Below are 15,249 nucleotides of genomic sequence, written 5' to 3' on the forward strand. Positions count from 1 at the left end.
GTGCGAGATGCCGGATAATTCGGGTGCGCGGGAGCGGACCGCGTACGAGCGGGTCCGCCGGGTGACCAGATGGTCGCTCATGGTCGGTGTGTTCATCGCCGGCATGGGCGCGCTGAACGGTCTCGGCGCCTCCTCGATGGCCGGGACGCTGTCGCCGGTCAAGGTGGTCTCCGGGCTGCTCTTTCTCGTCGTGTTCGCGGTGCTGTACCTGCGGATCACCCGGATCGCGATGACCCGCCGGACGGCCTGGCGGGAGCTCACGGCGGCGGCGGGCGTCAGCGTCGCCGCGATGCTGATCCAGGACGCGACGCCGTGGGGCTGGGGGCTCATGGCGGCGGCCTGGGCCGGTGTGGCGGCGCTCAACGTCACCACCCTCCAGGCGATCCTCATCACGCTCGGCACGACGGCCGTGGCCGTCCCGCTGAGCGCGAGCGGCAAGTACATGGTGGCGGCGTCCTTCCAGCTCATCCTGGTCTGTGTGGCCATCACCTGGGGGAACAGGTTCCAGGCGTGGTTTTGGTACGTGCTCACGGCCGCGATCGCGGGCAAGGAGGCGCAGACCAGGCTGGCGGTCACCGAGGAACGGCTGCGGTTCTCCCGCGACCTGCACGACCTGATCGGGCACAGCCTCTCGGCCATCGCGGTGAAGAGCGAGGTCGCCCTCAAGCTGGCCCACGCCGACCTGGACCGCGCCGTCGCCGAGATGGGCGAGGTCCGCCACCTGGCCAAGGAGTCGCTGCACGAGATCCGTACGGCGGTGCGCGGCTACCGCACGGTGGACCTCCCGGCCGAGCTGAGCAGCGTGCGCGCCGTGCTGGAGGCGGCGGGCATCCGCTGCGAGGTCCACGCCGCCGCCGACACCGAGCTGCCCGGCCAGGCCAGTACGCTGCTCGCCTGGGTCGTCAGGGAGGGCACCACCAACGTGCTGCGGCACAGTTCGGCCACCTTCTGCCGGATCGATGTCGAACCGGACGGCGGCCGGGTGCGGCTGCGGATGACCAACGACGGCGTACGGCCGGCCACCGAGCGGCAGCCGGGCGAGGATGGGCCGGCCGGCGACGGCAGCGGCCTGGCCGGGCTCGCCGACCGGGTGGCCGCGTACGGCGGCACGCTCTGCGCGGGACCCGGCAGGCCGGGGGAGTACGCGCTCACGGCCACGGTCCCGGTGAGGGGAATGAAATGATCAAGGTGCTGCTCGCGGACGACGAGCATCTGATCCGCAGGGCCATCGCCACCCTGCTCGGCCTGGAACCGGACATCGAGGTGGTCGCCGAGGTGGCGGCGGGCGACCTGGTACGCCCGGCGGTCGAGGAGCACCGGCCCGACGTCGTGGTGCTCGACATCGAGATGCCGGGGATGGACGGGCTGACGGTCGCGGAGGAGCTGCCGGGGCAGGCCATCCTGATCCTCACCAGTTTCGGGCGGCCCGGATATCTACGGCGGGCGCTCGCCGCGGGGGTGCGCGGGTTCATCCCGAAGGACGCCTCGGCGGAGGAATTGGCGGCGGCGATCCGCAAGGTCCACACCGGCGGGCGGTACCTGGACCCGGAGATGGCCGCCTCCGCCATGATGGCGGGGGACAGCCCGCTCACCGGGCGGGAGCGCGACGCGCTCGCGCTGGCCGCGCGCGGCGCCTCGGTGGGCGACATCGCGGTGGCGCTCAGCCTCACCGAGGGCACCGTACGCAACTACCTTTCCAGCGCCATGACCAAGCTGGGCGCGACCAACCGGATCACCGCGATCCGGGCGGCACAGGAAATGGGCTGGCTTTGAGACGCGTTCTTGACCGTTGCTTTACCGCTGCCATTTACACCGCCTGCACGAAACGGCGGTTATTAGGCATGGATCGAGCAATGCCGGGCAGGGAAGTTCGTACGCACCAGGAGAGGGAGGTGGCATGCGCGTCCGGGAACGGTCCGGCGGACAGGTGGTACGCGTCGGGCAGCGGCTCGATGTCGGCACCGTGGCGGGGGTTCGTCCCCGGTTGCATCGAGCGGTGGACTCCGGGGATGGTGACCTGGTCGTCGATCTCAGCGGCCTGGAGATGATCGACGCCACCGGTCTCGGGGTGCTGGTCGGCACCCATCGGCGCGCGCTTTCCGCGGGTCGTCACCTGGTGTTGCGCGGCGTGCCGCCCAGGATCATGCGAGTGCTGGCGGTCACCCGGCTGAACCGGGTGCTACGTGTGGAGGAGTTACCGCCGTCGGCGGCGGTGGCCTGAGCGAGGGGGGTCACGCCCCGGCCGGGCTGAACGAGCGCCGGAAGATGTGCACCGCGGTGGTGATCAGGTCGCCGGTGGCGGGCCGCACATCCGCGAGCACCCATTCGATGAGTAACTCCTGTAAGGCCCCGATCAGCCCGAGGATCAGCAGATGAGTGTTCGGTGGAGTCCGTTGCGGGTACGCCGCCACGGTCTCCTCCATGATCCGGGTGAATCCGGCCACCGCCCGCTGCCGTGCGGTGATCAGGCAGTCTCCGGCGCGGCGCACCTCCACGTGCATGATGTGCGCCCTGCGCAGGTCTTTTGTCGCGAAAGCCACGTATTCGGCTATGCCATGTTCGATCCGATCGTCGAGTGTGTTCGGCGCGGCGGCCACGGCCTTGGCCACCGCCTGGAGCGTGTCGTCCACACAGCGGTCATAGACCGCCTCCATCAGCGCCTCCCGGCCGGAGAAGCACTCATAGAAGGCCCGGTTGGACACCCTGGCCATGGTGCAGAGCCGCTCGATCGTCGTCGCGGGAAACCCTGGGTTGGCGAACAGCGTGTACGCCGCCATCATGAGCCGTTCCCGTCTGTCGGCCAGGCGTTGCTCCGCCGACAGTCCCCGGTACGCCCTACCCGTCACTATTCACCTCGCGTCCAGCGTGATCGCGGACCCCCAGAGCCCACCATTATGGACGCAAGATCCTTTTTCGGGAAGAGTCAGGACATTAGTGCTTTCGCCGCCCATGGAGGATGGTCACCAACCTGACTAAACGGTCAAGTTCCGCCTGACCGCGGCTGAACGTTGTCAGGTTCATTCCGGGAAGTGGGAAGCGCTGCCGCGAGATCGCCTTCGGCCGCGCGAACTCTCGCAGCCCATCGGCACCATGAATCCGGCCGAATCCGGAATCGCCGACGCCTCCGAAGGGCAGGGCGGGCACCCCGGCGAACGAGATGATCGAATTGATCGCCGTCATCCCCCCGCGCATCCGCCGCGCGAGGTCCATCGCGCGCCGCCTGTCGCGGGAGAAGACCGTGCCGCCCAGGCCGTAGGCGGAGGCGTTGGCCCGCACCAGTGCCTCCTCGGCGTCGGCCACCCGGCTCACGGTTACGGTCGGCCCGAATGTCTCCTCGCGCATCGCGGGACTGTCGGCCGGCACGTCCACCACCACGACCGGGTCCACGTACGGCGGGCGCACCGAACCGGGCCCGCCGACCACCGCCGTGCCCGAGGCGACCGCCTCGCCGATGTGCCGGTCGATCACGTCGAGCTGGCCCGGCATGGTGATCGGGCCGTAGTGCTCCCCGGCGCGCACCCGCCCGGCGATCTCGGTCAGCTCCCGCATGAACGGCTCGTACACCGCGTCCACCACATAGACCCGCTCGACGCCCACGCACGTCTGCCCGGCGTTGGACATCGCCCCCCACACCGCGGCGTCGGCAGCGGCCCGCAGGTCGGCGTCGGCCGCCACGATCAGGGCGTCCTTGCCGCCGCACTCGGCGACCAGCGGGGTGAGGTTCTTCGCGCAGGCCGTCATCACCCGCTTGGCGGTCGGGGTCGAGCCGGTGAACGCGATCTTGCCGATGCCCGGGTCGCCCGCCAGCGCCGCGCCGGTCTCGCCGAACCCGGTCACCACCTGAAGGACCGGGTGCTCGGGCACCGACTCGGCGAACAGCTCGACGAGCAGCGCCCCGACGCCCGGGGTGTACTCGCTGGGCTTGAACACCACCGCGTTGCCCGCCGCCAGCGCGTAGACGATCGAACCGGCCGGAGTGAACACCGGGTAGTTCCACGGCCCGATAACGCCCACCACGCCCAGCGGCTGGTACTCCAGCGTGGCCGAGAGGTTGGCCCCCAGCAGGCCGGGGAACACCCGGCGCGGGCCGAGCACCTTGGGGGCGTGCCTGGCCGCCCAGTCGGTGTGCGCGATGACCAGCACGACCTCCAGCGTGGCATCGCCGAGCGGCTTGCCCGTCTCGGCGCTCACCAGCGCGGCGATCCGCCGGATGTTCTGGGTGAGCACGGCCTTGAAGTCGAGCAGGCGGGTCTTGCGCGCGGCGTGCCCGAGGCCCGCCCACCACCGCCCGGCGGCGGTGGCCCGTTCCACGGCGGCGCGCACGTCGGCCGCCGAATGGACCGGATGGGTGCCGACGACCTCACCGGTGGCGGGGTCGAGCGAGTCGAAGCTGCGGCTGCCGGCGGTCACGGTCATGTCGTCACGATAACCCCGCGAGGACCGCGCCGACACGTCGGCACGGGACAACCGGACGGACCCGGAACGGGAGCCCCAGGCCCCTAGAACAGCGTCGGGTTCTCCGGGGCGATGCCGCGCAGCGAGTCGTAGTCGAGCACGACGCAGCCGATGCCGCGGTCGGTGGCCAGCACCCGCGCCTGCGGCTTGATCTCCTGGGCCGCGAAGACCCCGCGCACCGGCGCGATCAGCGGGTCGCGGTTGAGCAGCTCCAGATAGCGGGTCAGCTGCTCGACCCCGTCGATCTCGCCCCTGCGCTTGATCTCCACGGCGACCGTGGCGCCCGTGTGGTCGCGGCACAGGATGTCCACCGGGCCGATCGCCGTCGGGTACTCCCTGCGGATCAGCGACCAGCCCTCGCCGAGCGTGCCGATGTGCTCGGCCAGCAGCTCCTGGAGGTGGGCCTCCACACCGTCCTTACGCAACCCGGGATCGACGCCCAGCTCGTGGCTGGAGTCGTGCATGATCTCCTCGATGGTGAGGATCAGCTTCTCGCCCGTCTTGCCGTGGGTGACCGTCCAGGTCTTGTCGTCCTCACGGAGCTTGCACGGCGGATTCATCCAGTTGAGCGGTTTGTAGGCACGGTCGTCGGCGTGCACGGACACCGAACCGTCGGCCTTGAAGAGCAAGAGCCGCGGTGCCATGGGCAGATGGGCGGTGAGCCGCCCGACGTAATCCACGCTGCACCGCGCGATGACCAGCCGCATGACCGATTACCCTACCGTTGTGAGCCCCCGACGTGCCCGCAGAAAGGACCCCTTCGACCGGGGGCGGCGTGGCGACTCCGCCTCCCGCCCGCCGCCGGGGCCGATAACGGGCTTTCCCGCGGGCATGGACCGCGTCGAGGAGTGGCCCGACGGCGAGTGGAAGGTCCGCGCGCTGCGCGGCGGCGCGGCCGATCGCGCCTACCGCTGTCCCGGCTGTGACCATGAGGTCCGCGCCGGAATGCCGCACATCGTGAGCTGGCCCAACTGGCCGGGAGGCGAGGAGGAGCGGCGGCACTGGCACACCCCGTGCTGGCGCAAGCGCCTCGATCGCGGGCACGGCCGAAATCGCTACTGAAGGAGTCGCAGGGATGGAGATCCGGGCGTCCACGGTGCTGCCCGCCCGCAGGGAGCCGATCGAGCTGCACACCGCGGACGGGCTGACGCTCGTGGGCGAGGTGGCCCTGCCCGCCGAGCGGCCACCGGCGGCCACTCTGATCTGCCTGCACCCGCTGCCCACCCACGGCGGCATGATGGACAGCCACGTCTTCCGCAAGGCCGCCTACCGGCTGCCCGCGCTGGCCGACCTGGCCGTGCTGCGCTTCAACACCCGCGGCACCACCTCCGACCGCGGCACCTCCCAGGGCGCGTTCGCCGACGGCGAGGGCGAGCGGTACGACGTGGCCGCCGCGCTGGAGTACGCGGAGTTCCACGACCTGCCCCGGCCGTGGCTGGTCGGCTGGTCGTTCGGCACCGAGCTGGCGCTGCGCTGGGGGCGCGACCCGCTGATCGAGGGGGCGATCCTGCTCTCGCCGCCACTGCGCCGGGCCGGTGACGCCGACCTCACGGCGTGGGGGGAGTTCGGCCGTCCGCTGGTGGCGCTGGTGCCCGAGTTCGACGACTACCTGCGCCCGGACGAGGCCGCCGAGCGGTTCGCCCTCGTGCCGCAGGCCGAGGTGATCGGCGTGGAGGGCGCCAAGCACCTGTGGGTGGGCGAGCCCTCGGTGCGGATCGTGCTCAACGAGATCGTCCGCAGGGTGGCGCCCGGGGCGTACCCGCTGCCGGAGCGGCTGTCCTGAAACGTGATTCGTCAGACGCGGCGGGGGTATTCGGTCGGCACGATGACCCTCTGAGTATGACCGGTAACCCCGGTAGGGGTGGCAGCGGCCGAACGTCGGGTTAGGTTGTTCTCCGTGCACCTGTACTCGCGATCAACCGGCAGCGGAGTGCCGGTCGTCCTCCTCCACGCGTTCCCGCTCTCCTCGGCCATGTGGCTGGCCCAGCGGGAAGGTCTCGCCGCCGCCTGCCGGGTGATCACACCCGATCTCCGTGGCTTCGGCGGCTCGGTGCTCAATGACGAGCCCCCCTCCATCGATGCGATGGCCGATGATGTCGCCGCGCTGCTCGACGCCGAGGGCGTCGAACGGGCCGTGGTCGGCGGTCTGTCGATGGGCGGCTACGTGACGATGGCCTTCTGCCGCCGTCACCCCGACCGCCTGCTCGGCGTCATCCTGGCCGATACCAGGGCCACCGCCGACCATGAGCAGGCGCGCGCGAACCGCGAGCGGATCGCCACCGCCGTCTCCGCCAACGGCAGCGCGATCCTGCTCGACGAGGTCCTTCCCGGCCTCGTGGGGCCCACCACCAGGCAGCGCCGCGGCATGGTCTTCGGCCGGGTGCGCGGGCTGGTGCAGGCCGCCCCGCCGGGCGCGGTGGCCTGGGCCGAGCGGGCGATGGCCGGCCGCGCCGACTCCTTCGACACGCTGCGCGACCTGAAGGTCCCCGCCCTGGTGATCGTGGGGGAGGAGGACCAGATGACGACGCCGGCCGACGCCGAGGCGATCGCCGAGGCCGTGCCCGACGCGCGGTTCACGGTGATCGAGGCGGCCGGGCACCTGTCGGCGGTGGAGCAGCCCGAGGCGTTCAACCGGGCGGTCGCCGCCTTCGTGGGCGAGATCTCGTGGCCCTGAGCGTCACACGCGCGACTGGCGGGGCAGCACGACCTCCCTGATGACCAGGGCGATCGCCGCGGCCACCGGAATCGCGATGAGCGCCCCGACGATGCCGAGGAGCGTGCCGCCGAACAGCGCCGCGATCACGGTCACCGCCGGGGCGACGTCCACCGAGCGCTTCATCACGCGTGGGTATATCACGTAGTTCTCGATCTGCTGGTAGATCAGGAAGAACACCGCGCAGGCGACGCCCAGCGGCAGCGACTGCAACAGCGCCACGCCGCTCACGAACACCGCCCCGATGGTCGCCCCGACCAGCGGGATCAGGTCGGTCACCGCGACCACCAGCGCGAGCGCGAGGGCGTATCGCACCCCGGCGACGCCCAGGAACGCGTACGACAGCACGCCCGCGATCACCGAGATCACCACGTTGCCCGCCACATAGCCGCCGATGCCGACCAGGATCTCGTCGCTCATCGCGCGGGTGCGGTCCCGGCGGGTGGCGGGCACCAGGCGCAGCAGGTAGTCCTTGATCGAGCCCAGCGACCCGAGGAAGTACAGCGTCAGCACCAGCAGCGTGACGCCGGAGAAGAACGCGCCGAACACCACCGCGCCCGCGCCGACGATGCCCCCGGCGACCAGGCGAGGCAGGTCGGGGCTGGTGACGTACGCCTTGAGCTGCGCCAGCAGCCCGTAGTCGGCGTCGAGCCGCCTGATCGTGGGGTTGGCGAGCAGTTCGTTGATGTACCCGGGCACCGCCGCCACGAAGTCGCTGACCTGCTCGGCGACCGGCGGCACGATCGCCAGCCCGAACAGCGCGAAGAAGGCGATCACGCCCAGGAACACGATCGAGATCGCCGGCCGGCGGCCCAGCCCGCGCCGGACCAGCCACTCCACGGCCGGGTTCAGGCCGACCGCCAGGAACATGGCGACCAGCACCAGCACGATCACGCTGCGCGTGTTGACGACCGCCTGGGCCAGGCCGATCGCCACCAGCACGCCCAGCCCGGCGGTCAGGCCGAACAGGAAGGGGCTCTTGGCGAGGGCCTTGCCCGGAATGCCGTAGGACCGCTCTTCGGGGGCTCCGGACGCCTGCACGGGCGTCTCTGCGGTTTTCTCTGGCCCCTTCTGCGGGACCGGCTCGGGGTGCGGCGGGGTGGGCGTGTGTCCGGCGGGGGCCGGGCCGGTGGTCACAGATCCTCCAGAAGGCGGGCAAAAGGCAAGGGAGAGCCTAGCGACCAAGGTCGCCAGGCTCTCCCCGATAGCCGTCGTGCCGCCCCGTGAATTCAGTCCCCGTGCGCCGGGGCGGTGCCTACTCCTGCCACCACTCCGACTCGTCGCCCGAGTCCTTGCTCGCCGCCGGAGCGGGTGCGGGGGACTGCGCGGGAACGGCCGGCTTGTCGGCGGCGGCGCTGGAGGGCGCCAGGGCCGGCTTGGCCGGGGCCGCGGCGATGGCGGGCTCGGGGGCCGGCTCCATGCCGGGCAGCGCCGCCCCGCCGAGCAGCTGGCGGAGCTGCGCGAGGTGGCTGGTGATGCTGTCGCGCTGCCTGGTCAGCTCGTCGACCTGCTGCTGGGCCGCCGACAGGGACCGCTTGGCCTCGGTCTTGGCCTCGTGCACGATCGTCTCGGCGCTGGACTTGGCGTCGCTGACGACCTGCTCGGCGTTCTTCTTGGCGTTGGCCAGGAGCTGCTTGGCGTGGGTGTCGGCGTCGCGCCGGGTCTGGTCGGCCTGCTGGGTGGCCTTGGCGGCCCGCTGCTCGGCGGTGGCCGCCCGCTGCTCGGCCTCGGCGACCAGCTTCTGGGTGGCGGCCTGCGCGGTGGCGTGCCGCTCGGCCTCCTGGCGCTCGGCCTCCTCCCGGCGGGCGGCGAGCTGGATCTCGAACTCCGCCTCGTCCTGGGCCCGCTTGGCCTCCGACTCCTCCAGCACCCGCTGCGCCTGCGCGCGCATCTCGTCGGCCTGGCGCTTGGCGGTGGTGAGCACCTCGTCGCGCTCGCGCTTGGTGGAGGCGCGCAGCTGGGCGACCTCGCGCTCGGTGGTGGTGCGCAGCTTGGCGATCTCGCGCTCGGCGTCGGCGCGCTTCTCGGCCACCTCGTGGTCGGCGGTGGCGCGCAGCTTGGAGACCTCGCGCTCGGTGGTCGAGGTCAGTTCGTCGGCCTCGCGGCGGGCGGTCGAGCGGATCTCCTCGGCCTCGCGCTCGGCGGTGGTACGGGTCTCGTCGGCCTCTCGGGTGGCGACCGCCCGCTTGTCGGCGGCCTCGTTCTCGGCGGCGGCGCGCAGCTCCGCGGCCTCCACCTTGGCCGCCGCCTTGATCTCGTTGGCCTCGGACCTGGCCGCCTGCACCAGCTCCGTGGCCTGCTCCTCCGCCAGGCGGAGCAGTTGCTCGATCCGGGCCCCCAACCCGGAGTAGGTCGGGCGTTCCTGCTCCTGGAGCTGCCGCTTGGAGTCGGACAGCTCGCGCTGGAGGGCGCCGGCCTGCTCCCGCGCCTGGCGCAACTCGGTGTCGAGCGTCTTGAGATGGTCGTGGACCTGGTGCCGGTCATAGCCCCGGAGCACCACGTCGAACTCCCGCGCGGGGGCGTCTTCGAAGAAATTGTTGAGCTGGGCGTCGATGTCGGACTGCATGGAGGCTCGATCCTGGGTTGTCGAGACGGCTACACGGGCCGGACGGGATGAGTCGGGGCTTTCCGAGGCGGGAGCCCGTGCCGACGCGACCGCGCTGGCGCGTCGGCGGAGGAATCCACGTCCGGTGATACGCCAGCGTACTCTGCCACTGCCGTGTTGGCCGCCCCCTCAGGCGTTATGCGCGACTTGTTACGAATGAGCGTTTCTTGCGTTAGGAGAGCGCGTCAAGTCCGCGGCGGCGGCGCCTGAACCAGCTCGGTGAGCATCCCGCCCACGTCCTTGGGATGCAGGAAGGCGATCGAGGACCCCATCGATCCGTGCCTCGGCCGCTCGTCGAGCAGCCGGATCCCCTTTCCGCCGAGCTCTCCCATCGCCTCGGCGACGTCGGGCACGCCGAAGGCGACGTGATGGACGCCCTCGCCGCGCTTGGCGAGGAACTTGCCCACCGGGCTGTCCGGGCTCAGCGGTTCGAGGAGCTGGATATAAGACGAACCGTTCGGACCGTCGGCGACGTGCAGCATCGCCTCGCGGACCCCTTGTTCCTCATTGACCTCGCGGCTCACCACCGTCATGCCGAAGGTGGACTCGAAAAAGGCGATTTTGGCTTCGAGGTCGTGACAGGCGATCCCGACGTGATCGATGCGCAGGAACATAGGCCACCTCCATGGCGAGCGTCCGGGCCGTCGTGGGTATGGTGACAGAACCGCTCGCTGATCGTGCCCAGGAGGTCTGAGATGTCGGGTTCAGTCATCGTCGCCGGAGCGCGTACGCCCATTGGCCGCCTCCTCGGAGCCCTGTCCGGAATGACCGCCGTCGATCTCGGCGGCATCGTGATCAAGGCCGCGCTCGACCGCGCCGGCGTCGCCCCCGAGGCGGTGCAGTACACGATCATGGGGCAGGTGCTCCAGGCGGGCTCCGGGCAGATCCCCTCCCGCCAGGCCGCCGTCAAGGCGGGCATCCCCATGACCGTGCCGTCGTTGACCGTCAACAAGGTATGCCTTTCCGGTCTGGACGCCATCGCTCTGGCCGACCAGCTCATCAGGGCGGGCGAGTTCGAGGTCGTGGTGGCCGGCGGCATGGAGTCCATGACCAACGCCCCGCACCTGCTGCCCGGTCTGCGCAAGGGCGTCAAGTACGGCGGCTCCGAGGTGGTCGACTCGATGGCCCTCGACGGCCTCACCGACGCCTACGAGCACATCCCCATGGGCGAGTCCACCGACCTGCACAACCGCCGCCTGTCGCTCACCCGCGAGGACCAGGACGCCTTCTCCGTCCGCTCCCACCAGCTGGCCGCCGCGGCGATCAAGAACGGCGTCTTCGACGAGGAGATCGTCCCGGTGCCGGTCCCGCAGCGGCGCGGCGAGCCGGTGCTGGTCACCACCGACGAGGGCGTACGCGCCGACACCACCATCGAGGCGCTGGCCAGGCTCAAGCCCGCGTTCACTCCGGACGGCACGATCACCGCCGGGTCCGCCTCACAGATCTCCGACGGGGCCTGTGCGGTCGTGGTGATGTCCCGCGAGCGCGCCGAGCGCGAGGGCCTGTCCTGGCTCGCCGAGATCGGCGCGCACGGCAACGTCGCGGGCCCGGACAACTCGCTGCAGTCGCAGCCCGCCAACGCCATCAAGCACGCGCTGGGCAAGGCCGGGCTGAGCGCCGCCGACCTCGACCTGCTGGAGATCAACGAGGCGTTCGCCGCCGTCGTGCTGCAGTCGGTCAAGGACCTCGGCGTCCCGATGGACCGCGTCAACGTCAACGGCGGCGGCATCGCGCTCGGCCACCCGATCGGCGCCTCCGGCGCGCGGATCGCGCTGACCCTCGCGTACGAGCTGCGCCGCCGCGGCGGCGGCCTCGGCGCGGCCGGGCTGTGCGGCGGCGGAGGCCAGGGCGACGCGCTGCTGCTGCGCGTGCCCCGGTCGTGACGGCCCGCGTGACGATCTCCGAGACGGGGCCGCGTCCGCGCGCCGCCGCGGACGTCCCCGCCCTCGTACGGCAGGCCCGCTCCGGCGGGCCGCGCGCCGTAGCCCGGCTGATCTCCCTCATCGAGAACGCCGCCCCCGAGGTCCGGCAGATCACCGCCGAGCTGTGCGCGGCGCGCAGGTCCGAGCCCGCGCACGTCATCGGCCTGACCGGCTCGCCGGGGGTCGGCAAGTCCACCACGACGGCGATGCTCGTCGCGGCCTACCGCAAGCTGGGCAGGCGGGTCGGGGTGCTCGCGGTGGACCCCTCCAGCCCCTTCACCGGCGGCGCGCTGCTCGGCGACCGGGTGCGGATGCAGGACCACGCCACCGACCCCGAGGTGTTCATCCGCTCGATGGCCAGCCGGGGCCACCTCGGCGGCCTGGCCTGGGCCACCCCGCAGGCGCTGCGCGTGCTGGACGCGGCGGGCTGCGACGTGATCCTGATCGAGACCGTCGGGGTCGGCCAGGCCGAGGTGGACATCGCCTCGCTGGCCGACAGCACGATCGTGCTGCTCGCCCCGGGGATGGGCGACGGCATCCAGGCGGCCAAGGCGGGCATCCTGGAGGTCGCCGACGTCTTCGTGGTGAACAAGGCCGACCGGGAGGGCGCCCAGGCGACGGTACGCGAGCTGCGCAACATGATCGCCATGGTGCGGCGGCCGTGGAAGACGCCCATCGTGAGCACGATCGCGGCGCGCGGCGAGGGCGGCGAGGACGTGGTGGACGCGCTGGCCAAGCACCTCGACCACATGGCCGCCTCGGGCGAGCTGGAACGCCGTCGCCTGGCCAGGGCGGGCGACGAGATCGAGGCGATCGCGCTGACCGCGCTGCGGGCCGGGTTCACCGGGCTGCGCGGCGGCGACCGCCTGGAGTCGCTGGCGGCCGAGGTGGTCGCGGGGGACACCGACCCCTACAGCGCCGCCGATCGGCTGCTGGCGGCGCTGTGAGCGCGTCCCGCCGCTGAAGGGTCAGGGCTGGTCGGCGTACTTGACGGTGACGTGCTGGAAGCCGAGCGACTTGAGCATGCCCGCCAGCATGAGCCTGGTGTTCTGTTCGGCGCGGCGGGCGAGGTCGCTCGCGCGGGCGGCCTCGCCGATCTTCTGTTCGGCCAGCACGTAGAGCTCCCGCTGGTCGCCGGGCGAGGAGGACAGCAGCTCCTGGACCCGGTCCAGGATGCCGCGTTGCTGGTGGTAGACGTAGGAACGGCTGTTGTCCAGGTTGGGTTTGGCCAGGGCGGCGCGCGGCAGGCGCACGGTCACCGAGGCGCGGTCGGGGGAGACGGTCAGCGCGCCGCTGGACAACGCGGCGAAGTCGACGTAGGCGTCGACCGATCCGGCTCCCACGAACAGCGTGCGGCTGCCCTTGATCGCGTCGGGCAGGAACGCGGCGTCCTTCTGCAGGTCCACGACCACCTGGAAGTTGCCTGCCGCGGCCTGGAACCTGCTGAGGTCCTGGATCGAGGTGAGGATCGCCGGGCCGCTGCGGTCGATCCCGCGCTCACCGAAGGGATCGAGCCAGATCCAGGCCAGCCGGGCGCCCACCACGAGCAGGGCGATGACCAGGAACACGGCGACGAGGAACCGCCAGGGGCGGCGGGCGGGACGCGGCGGCGCGTCCGGCGACTGCGGCGGCGCGCCGGGGGGAGGTGCGGGGCGAGTCACATGCTTGTCCTTCCCCCGGGAGCGGGCTTATCACCGGATGTCCGCCTCGCCGGGTCGTGCCCCGATCGCCGGCGGACGCCATTCAGAAGGGTTTCCCCTGGCCGGACCGTCATTCCCGACATGGTAAGGATCTTGCAGGTCCTGGCGCAGATCGTGGTGATCGACGAGGTTCGCGGCCTCCGCCCGTTCCGCGTCCGCCAGGGGCACCGCGAGCCGTTCGCCGTGCCGGGCGCGGGCGGCCTCGTTCCGGGCGTCCTCATCAACGTGATCACCGAGGTCATCGTGATCATCGTGATCACCGTGCCGGGCGTCGCGCTCGTCGCGGTCGCGCTCCTCCTTCGGCCCGGCGACGGGCGGCTGGACGGGCGTCCCCGCCGGCCGTGGCGGCCCGGCGGGCTCCGGCGACGGGCGCTCCAGGTAGGCGCGCGGCGACTGCGCGGGGGCCGGGTAGGCGGGCTTGGGCCGGACGCCGCCGTCGTGCCCGCCGTCGGCCCGCAACCGCTGCGGGCCCCCGCCGAAGTGCTCGGCGCGCAGCGCGCACGCGGTGAAGTCGGTGTAGAACATTCGCAGCCACTCCCGGCGCTGGGCCTCGGTGAGCCCGGAGAACCACGCCGCGGCGTACTGGTGCTCGGGCAGCGGCCCGCCCGGCAGCGGCTCGCCGCGCAGCCAGGACATCACGATCTCGCGGTAGCCGCCCGGCCGCCGGTCGGCGCAGTCGCCGGCCAGGCTGTCCAGGAACTCCTCCGCCGCCTCGTCGGCGAACCCCGACTCCAGGTCATCGACGTGGACCGGGACCACGCCGGGCGTGGGGTCGCCCTCGGCGCGGCGCGGGCGCTGCTCGACCCTGGTGAACTCGGCGGGCGTGCCGCTCAGCCGGGACGCGATCTTGGTGAAGGTCGCGCCCAGGTCGGTGAGCCCGTTGCGCATCCCGGGATGGACGCAGATCGTGATCGGCCACTCCTGGCAGCTGTAGGCGACCGGCGGTGACGCGCCGCCCCCCTGCGGGCCCCCGGCCAGCCTGACCAGCCCCGCCCCGGCCGCCAGAACGGCGACCAGCGCCGCGCCGAGCAGCGCGCCCTGCCGGGTGACCATGGCCGCCCAGCCGAGCATCAGCGCGGTGCTCGCGCCGATCAGCCACAGCGTCTGGTCGGCGAACGCGGCACCGCTGAGGCCCTGGAACACGTCGTACGGCTCGCGCGTGGCGGGCGCCAGGCGTTCGGCCCACGTCGATCCCTCCACCAGCCAGGTGAACAGCCCGTAGCAGCCGAGCGCGGCCAGGGCGGGCGTGATCGTCCAGGGCAGGGCCCAGCCGGTGACCCAGCCGATCGCGACGTACAGGCCGAGCCCGGCCATGCCCATGGCGAGTGCGCTCGGCGGCAGCCGCCCGGCCTGCTCGGTGAGCACGCTCCTGACCGCGAACAGCAGAGCGGTGACCGCGAAGGACACCGCCACCACGGCCATGATCGCGAGCGGGGCCTTCATCGCCCGCCACGGCGTCAGCGGGCGTCTGGCGGTCGCCCGGCGCTTGCGCATGGCGACCCAGCCGGCGAAGGCGGCGGCGACCGGGCCGGTCAGCCGCAGCGACCCGATGATGGCCACCACGATGTTCTCCCAGGCGTCCACGCCGGGGACCAGGACGCTCCAGGCGGCGAACAGGCCGAGCACCAGCAGCAGGGCCACGGTGATCGCGGCGCTCTGCGTCAGCTCCGCACGCGAGAACCCCCGCCTGCGCCGCCGCTTACGCACGCGACCGTCGGTCCCCACGGCCACCGCCCGCCGCCCGCGCCCCCGCGCCTCCCGGCGTGTCCGATTCGAGGCGTGCCCTGGCGCCGCCGTGTGGTCCGTGTGCTCTGTGCCGTCGGTGCGGTCTGTGCGTCCGTCCGGTGTCGTGGG

At 72.0% G+C, this 15,249-nt stretch carries 16 protein-coding genes; 8 read left to right on the forward strand and 8 right to left on the reverse strand.

Translation table 11 applies throughout. The features are described from left to right. The first annotated feature begins 7 nt into the window (after nt 1–7). From DP939_RS38370 to DP939_RS38380, 3 genes are all read left to right on the forward strand, one after another. Nucleotides 8–1,183 (forward strand): sensor histidine kinase, encoded by a 1,176-nt coding sequence (locus tag DP939_RS38370; RefSeq protein ID WP_113985756.1) that lies wholly within the window; start codon nt 8–10, stop codon nt 1,181–1,183. Further along, complete coding sequence (locus DP939_RS38375; protein ID WP_113985757.1) at nt 1,180–1,773, forward strand: response regulator transcription factor; 594 nt, start codon at nt 1,180–1,182, stop codon at nt 1,771–1,773. Before DP939_RS38370 ends, DP939_RS38375 begins: the two co-directional genes overlap by 4 nt. Before the next feature lie 124 nt (nt 1,774–1,897). Next, the gene (locus tag DP939_RS38380) at nt 1,898–2,221 is read left to right on the forward strand and encodes an STAS domain-containing protein (RefSeq protein ID WP_111168392.1); all 324 of its coding nucleotides are present in this window, start codon (nt 1,898–1,900) and stop codon (nt 2,219–2,221) included. Between the two features lie 10 nt (nt 2,222–2,231). On the opposite strand, the gene DP939_RS38385 is transcribed toward DP939_RS38380, so the two are convergent. The 3 genes from DP939_RS38385 to nucS all read right to left on the reverse strand — a co-directional run bounded on the left by DP939_RS38385 (nt 2,232) and on the right by nucS (nt 5,162). Next, nucleotides 2,232–2,846 carry a TetR/AcrR family transcriptional regulator gene (locus tag DP939_RS38385; RefSeq protein ID WP_225878738.1) on the reverse strand — a complete coding sequence of 205 codons (615 nt, stop codon included), beginning with the start codon at nt 2,844–2,846 and terminating at the stop codon, nt 2,232–2,234. A gap of 85 nt (nt 2,847–2,931) precedes the next feature. Beyond that, complete coding sequence (locus DP939_RS38390) at nt 2,932–4,416, reverse strand: aldehyde dehydrogenase family protein (RefSeq protein ID WP_113985758.1); 1,485 nt, start codon at nt 4,414–4,416, stop codon at nt 2,932–2,934. An 83-nt stretch (nt 4,417–4,499) separates the two neighbouring features. Then, entirely contained in the window at nt 4,500–5,162 is a 663-nt protein-coding gene (nucS, locus tag DP939_RS38395) for an endonuclease NucS (protein WP_113985759.1), read from the reverse strand. A 19-nt stretch (nt 5,163–5,181) separates the two neighbouring features. On the opposite strand from nucS, the gene DP939_RS38400 reads away from it, so the two are divergent. The 3 genes from DP939_RS38400 to DP939_RS38410 all read left to right on the forward strand — a co-directional run bounded on the left by DP939_RS38400 (nt 5,182) and on the right by DP939_RS38410 (nt 7,129). Further along, entirely contained in the window at nt 5,182–5,517 is a 336-nt protein-coding gene (locus DP939_RS38400; RefSeq protein WP_199565688.1) for an ATP/GTP-binding protein, read from the forward strand. 13 nt (nt 5,518–5,530) lie between these two features. Beyond that, nucleotides 5,531–6,238 (forward strand): alpha/beta hydrolase, encoded by a 708-nt coding sequence (locus DP939_RS38405; RefSeq protein ID WP_113985761.1) that lies wholly within the window; start codon nt 5,531–5,533, stop codon nt 6,236–6,238. Between the two features lie 114 nt (nt 6,239–6,352). Then, complete coding sequence (locus tag DP939_RS38410) at nt 6,353–7,129, forward strand: alpha/beta fold hydrolase (RefSeq protein WP_113985821.1); 777 nt, start codon at nt 6,353–6,355, stop codon at nt 7,127–7,129. A gap of 3 nt (nt 7,130–7,132) precedes the next feature. Here the strand turns inward: DP939_RS38410 and DP939_RS38415 are convergent, their stop codons facing one another. The 3 genes from DP939_RS38415 to mce form a co-directional block, all read right to left on the reverse strand. After that, the gene (locus DP939_RS38415; protein ID WP_225878739.1) at nt 7,133–8,305 is read right to left on the reverse strand and encodes an AI-2E family transporter; all 1,173 of its coding nucleotides are present in this window, start codon (nt 8,303–8,305) and stop codon (nt 7,133–7,135) included. Between the two features lie 118 nt (nt 8,306–8,423). Continuing rightward, on the reverse strand, nt 8,424–9,734 hold the full coding sequence (locus tag DP939_RS38420; RefSeq protein WP_113985763.1) for a DivIVA domain-containing protein: 1,311 nt from the start codon (nt 9,732–9,734) through the stop codon (nt 8,424–8,426). A gap of 224 nt (nt 9,735–9,958) precedes the next feature. Then, nucleotides 9,959–10,387, reverse strand: a complete 429-nt coding sequence (gene mce / locus DP939_RS38425; RefSeq protein WP_113985764.1) for a methylmalonyl-CoA epimerase — start codon at nt 10,385–10,387, stop codon at nt 9,959–9,961. Nucleotides 10,388–10,468: 81 nt separating this feature from the next. On the opposite strand from mce, the gene DP939_RS38430 reads away from it, so the two are divergent. Both DP939_RS38430 and meaB read left to right on the forward strand, forming a co-directional pair. Beyond that, nucleotides 10,469–11,656 carry an acetyl-CoA C-acetyltransferase gene (locus DP939_RS38430; RefSeq protein ID WP_113985765.1) on the forward strand — a complete coding sequence of 396 codons (1,188 nt, stop codon included), beginning with the start codon at nt 10,469–10,471 and terminating at the stop codon, nt 11,654–11,656. A gap of 8 nt (nt 11,657–11,664) precedes the next feature. Then, a complete protein-coding gene (gene meaB, locus DP939_RS38435; RefSeq protein WP_225878740.1) occupies nt 11,665–12,642 on the forward strand; it encodes a methylmalonyl Co-A mutase-associated GTPase MeaB in 978 nt (325 codons plus the stop codon). Between the two features lie 21 nt (nt 12,643–12,663). On the opposite strand, the gene DP939_RS38440 is transcribed toward meaB, so the two are convergent. Both DP939_RS38440 and DP939_RS38445 read right to left on the reverse strand, forming a co-directional pair. Then, nucleotides 12,664–13,356, reverse strand: a complete 693-nt coding sequence (locus tag DP939_RS38440; protein ID WP_113985766.1) for a DUF4230 domain-containing protein — start codon at nt 13,354–13,356, stop codon at nt 12,664–12,666. A 30-nt stretch (nt 13,357–13,386) separates the two neighbouring features. Next, nucleotides 13,387–15,102, reverse strand: coding sequence for a hypothetical protein (locus tag DP939_RS38445; RefSeq protein ID WP_147268304.1), 1,716 nt, complete (start codon nt 15,100–15,102; stop codon nt 13,387–13,389). Between the last annotated feature and the right edge of the window lie 147 nt (nt 15,103–15,249).

The sequence above is a fragment of the Spongiactinospora rosea genome (assembly GCF_003315795.1).
GTDB lineage: Bacteria > Actinomycetota > Actinomycetes > Streptosporangiales > Streptosporangiaceae > Spongiactinospora > Spongiactinospora rosea.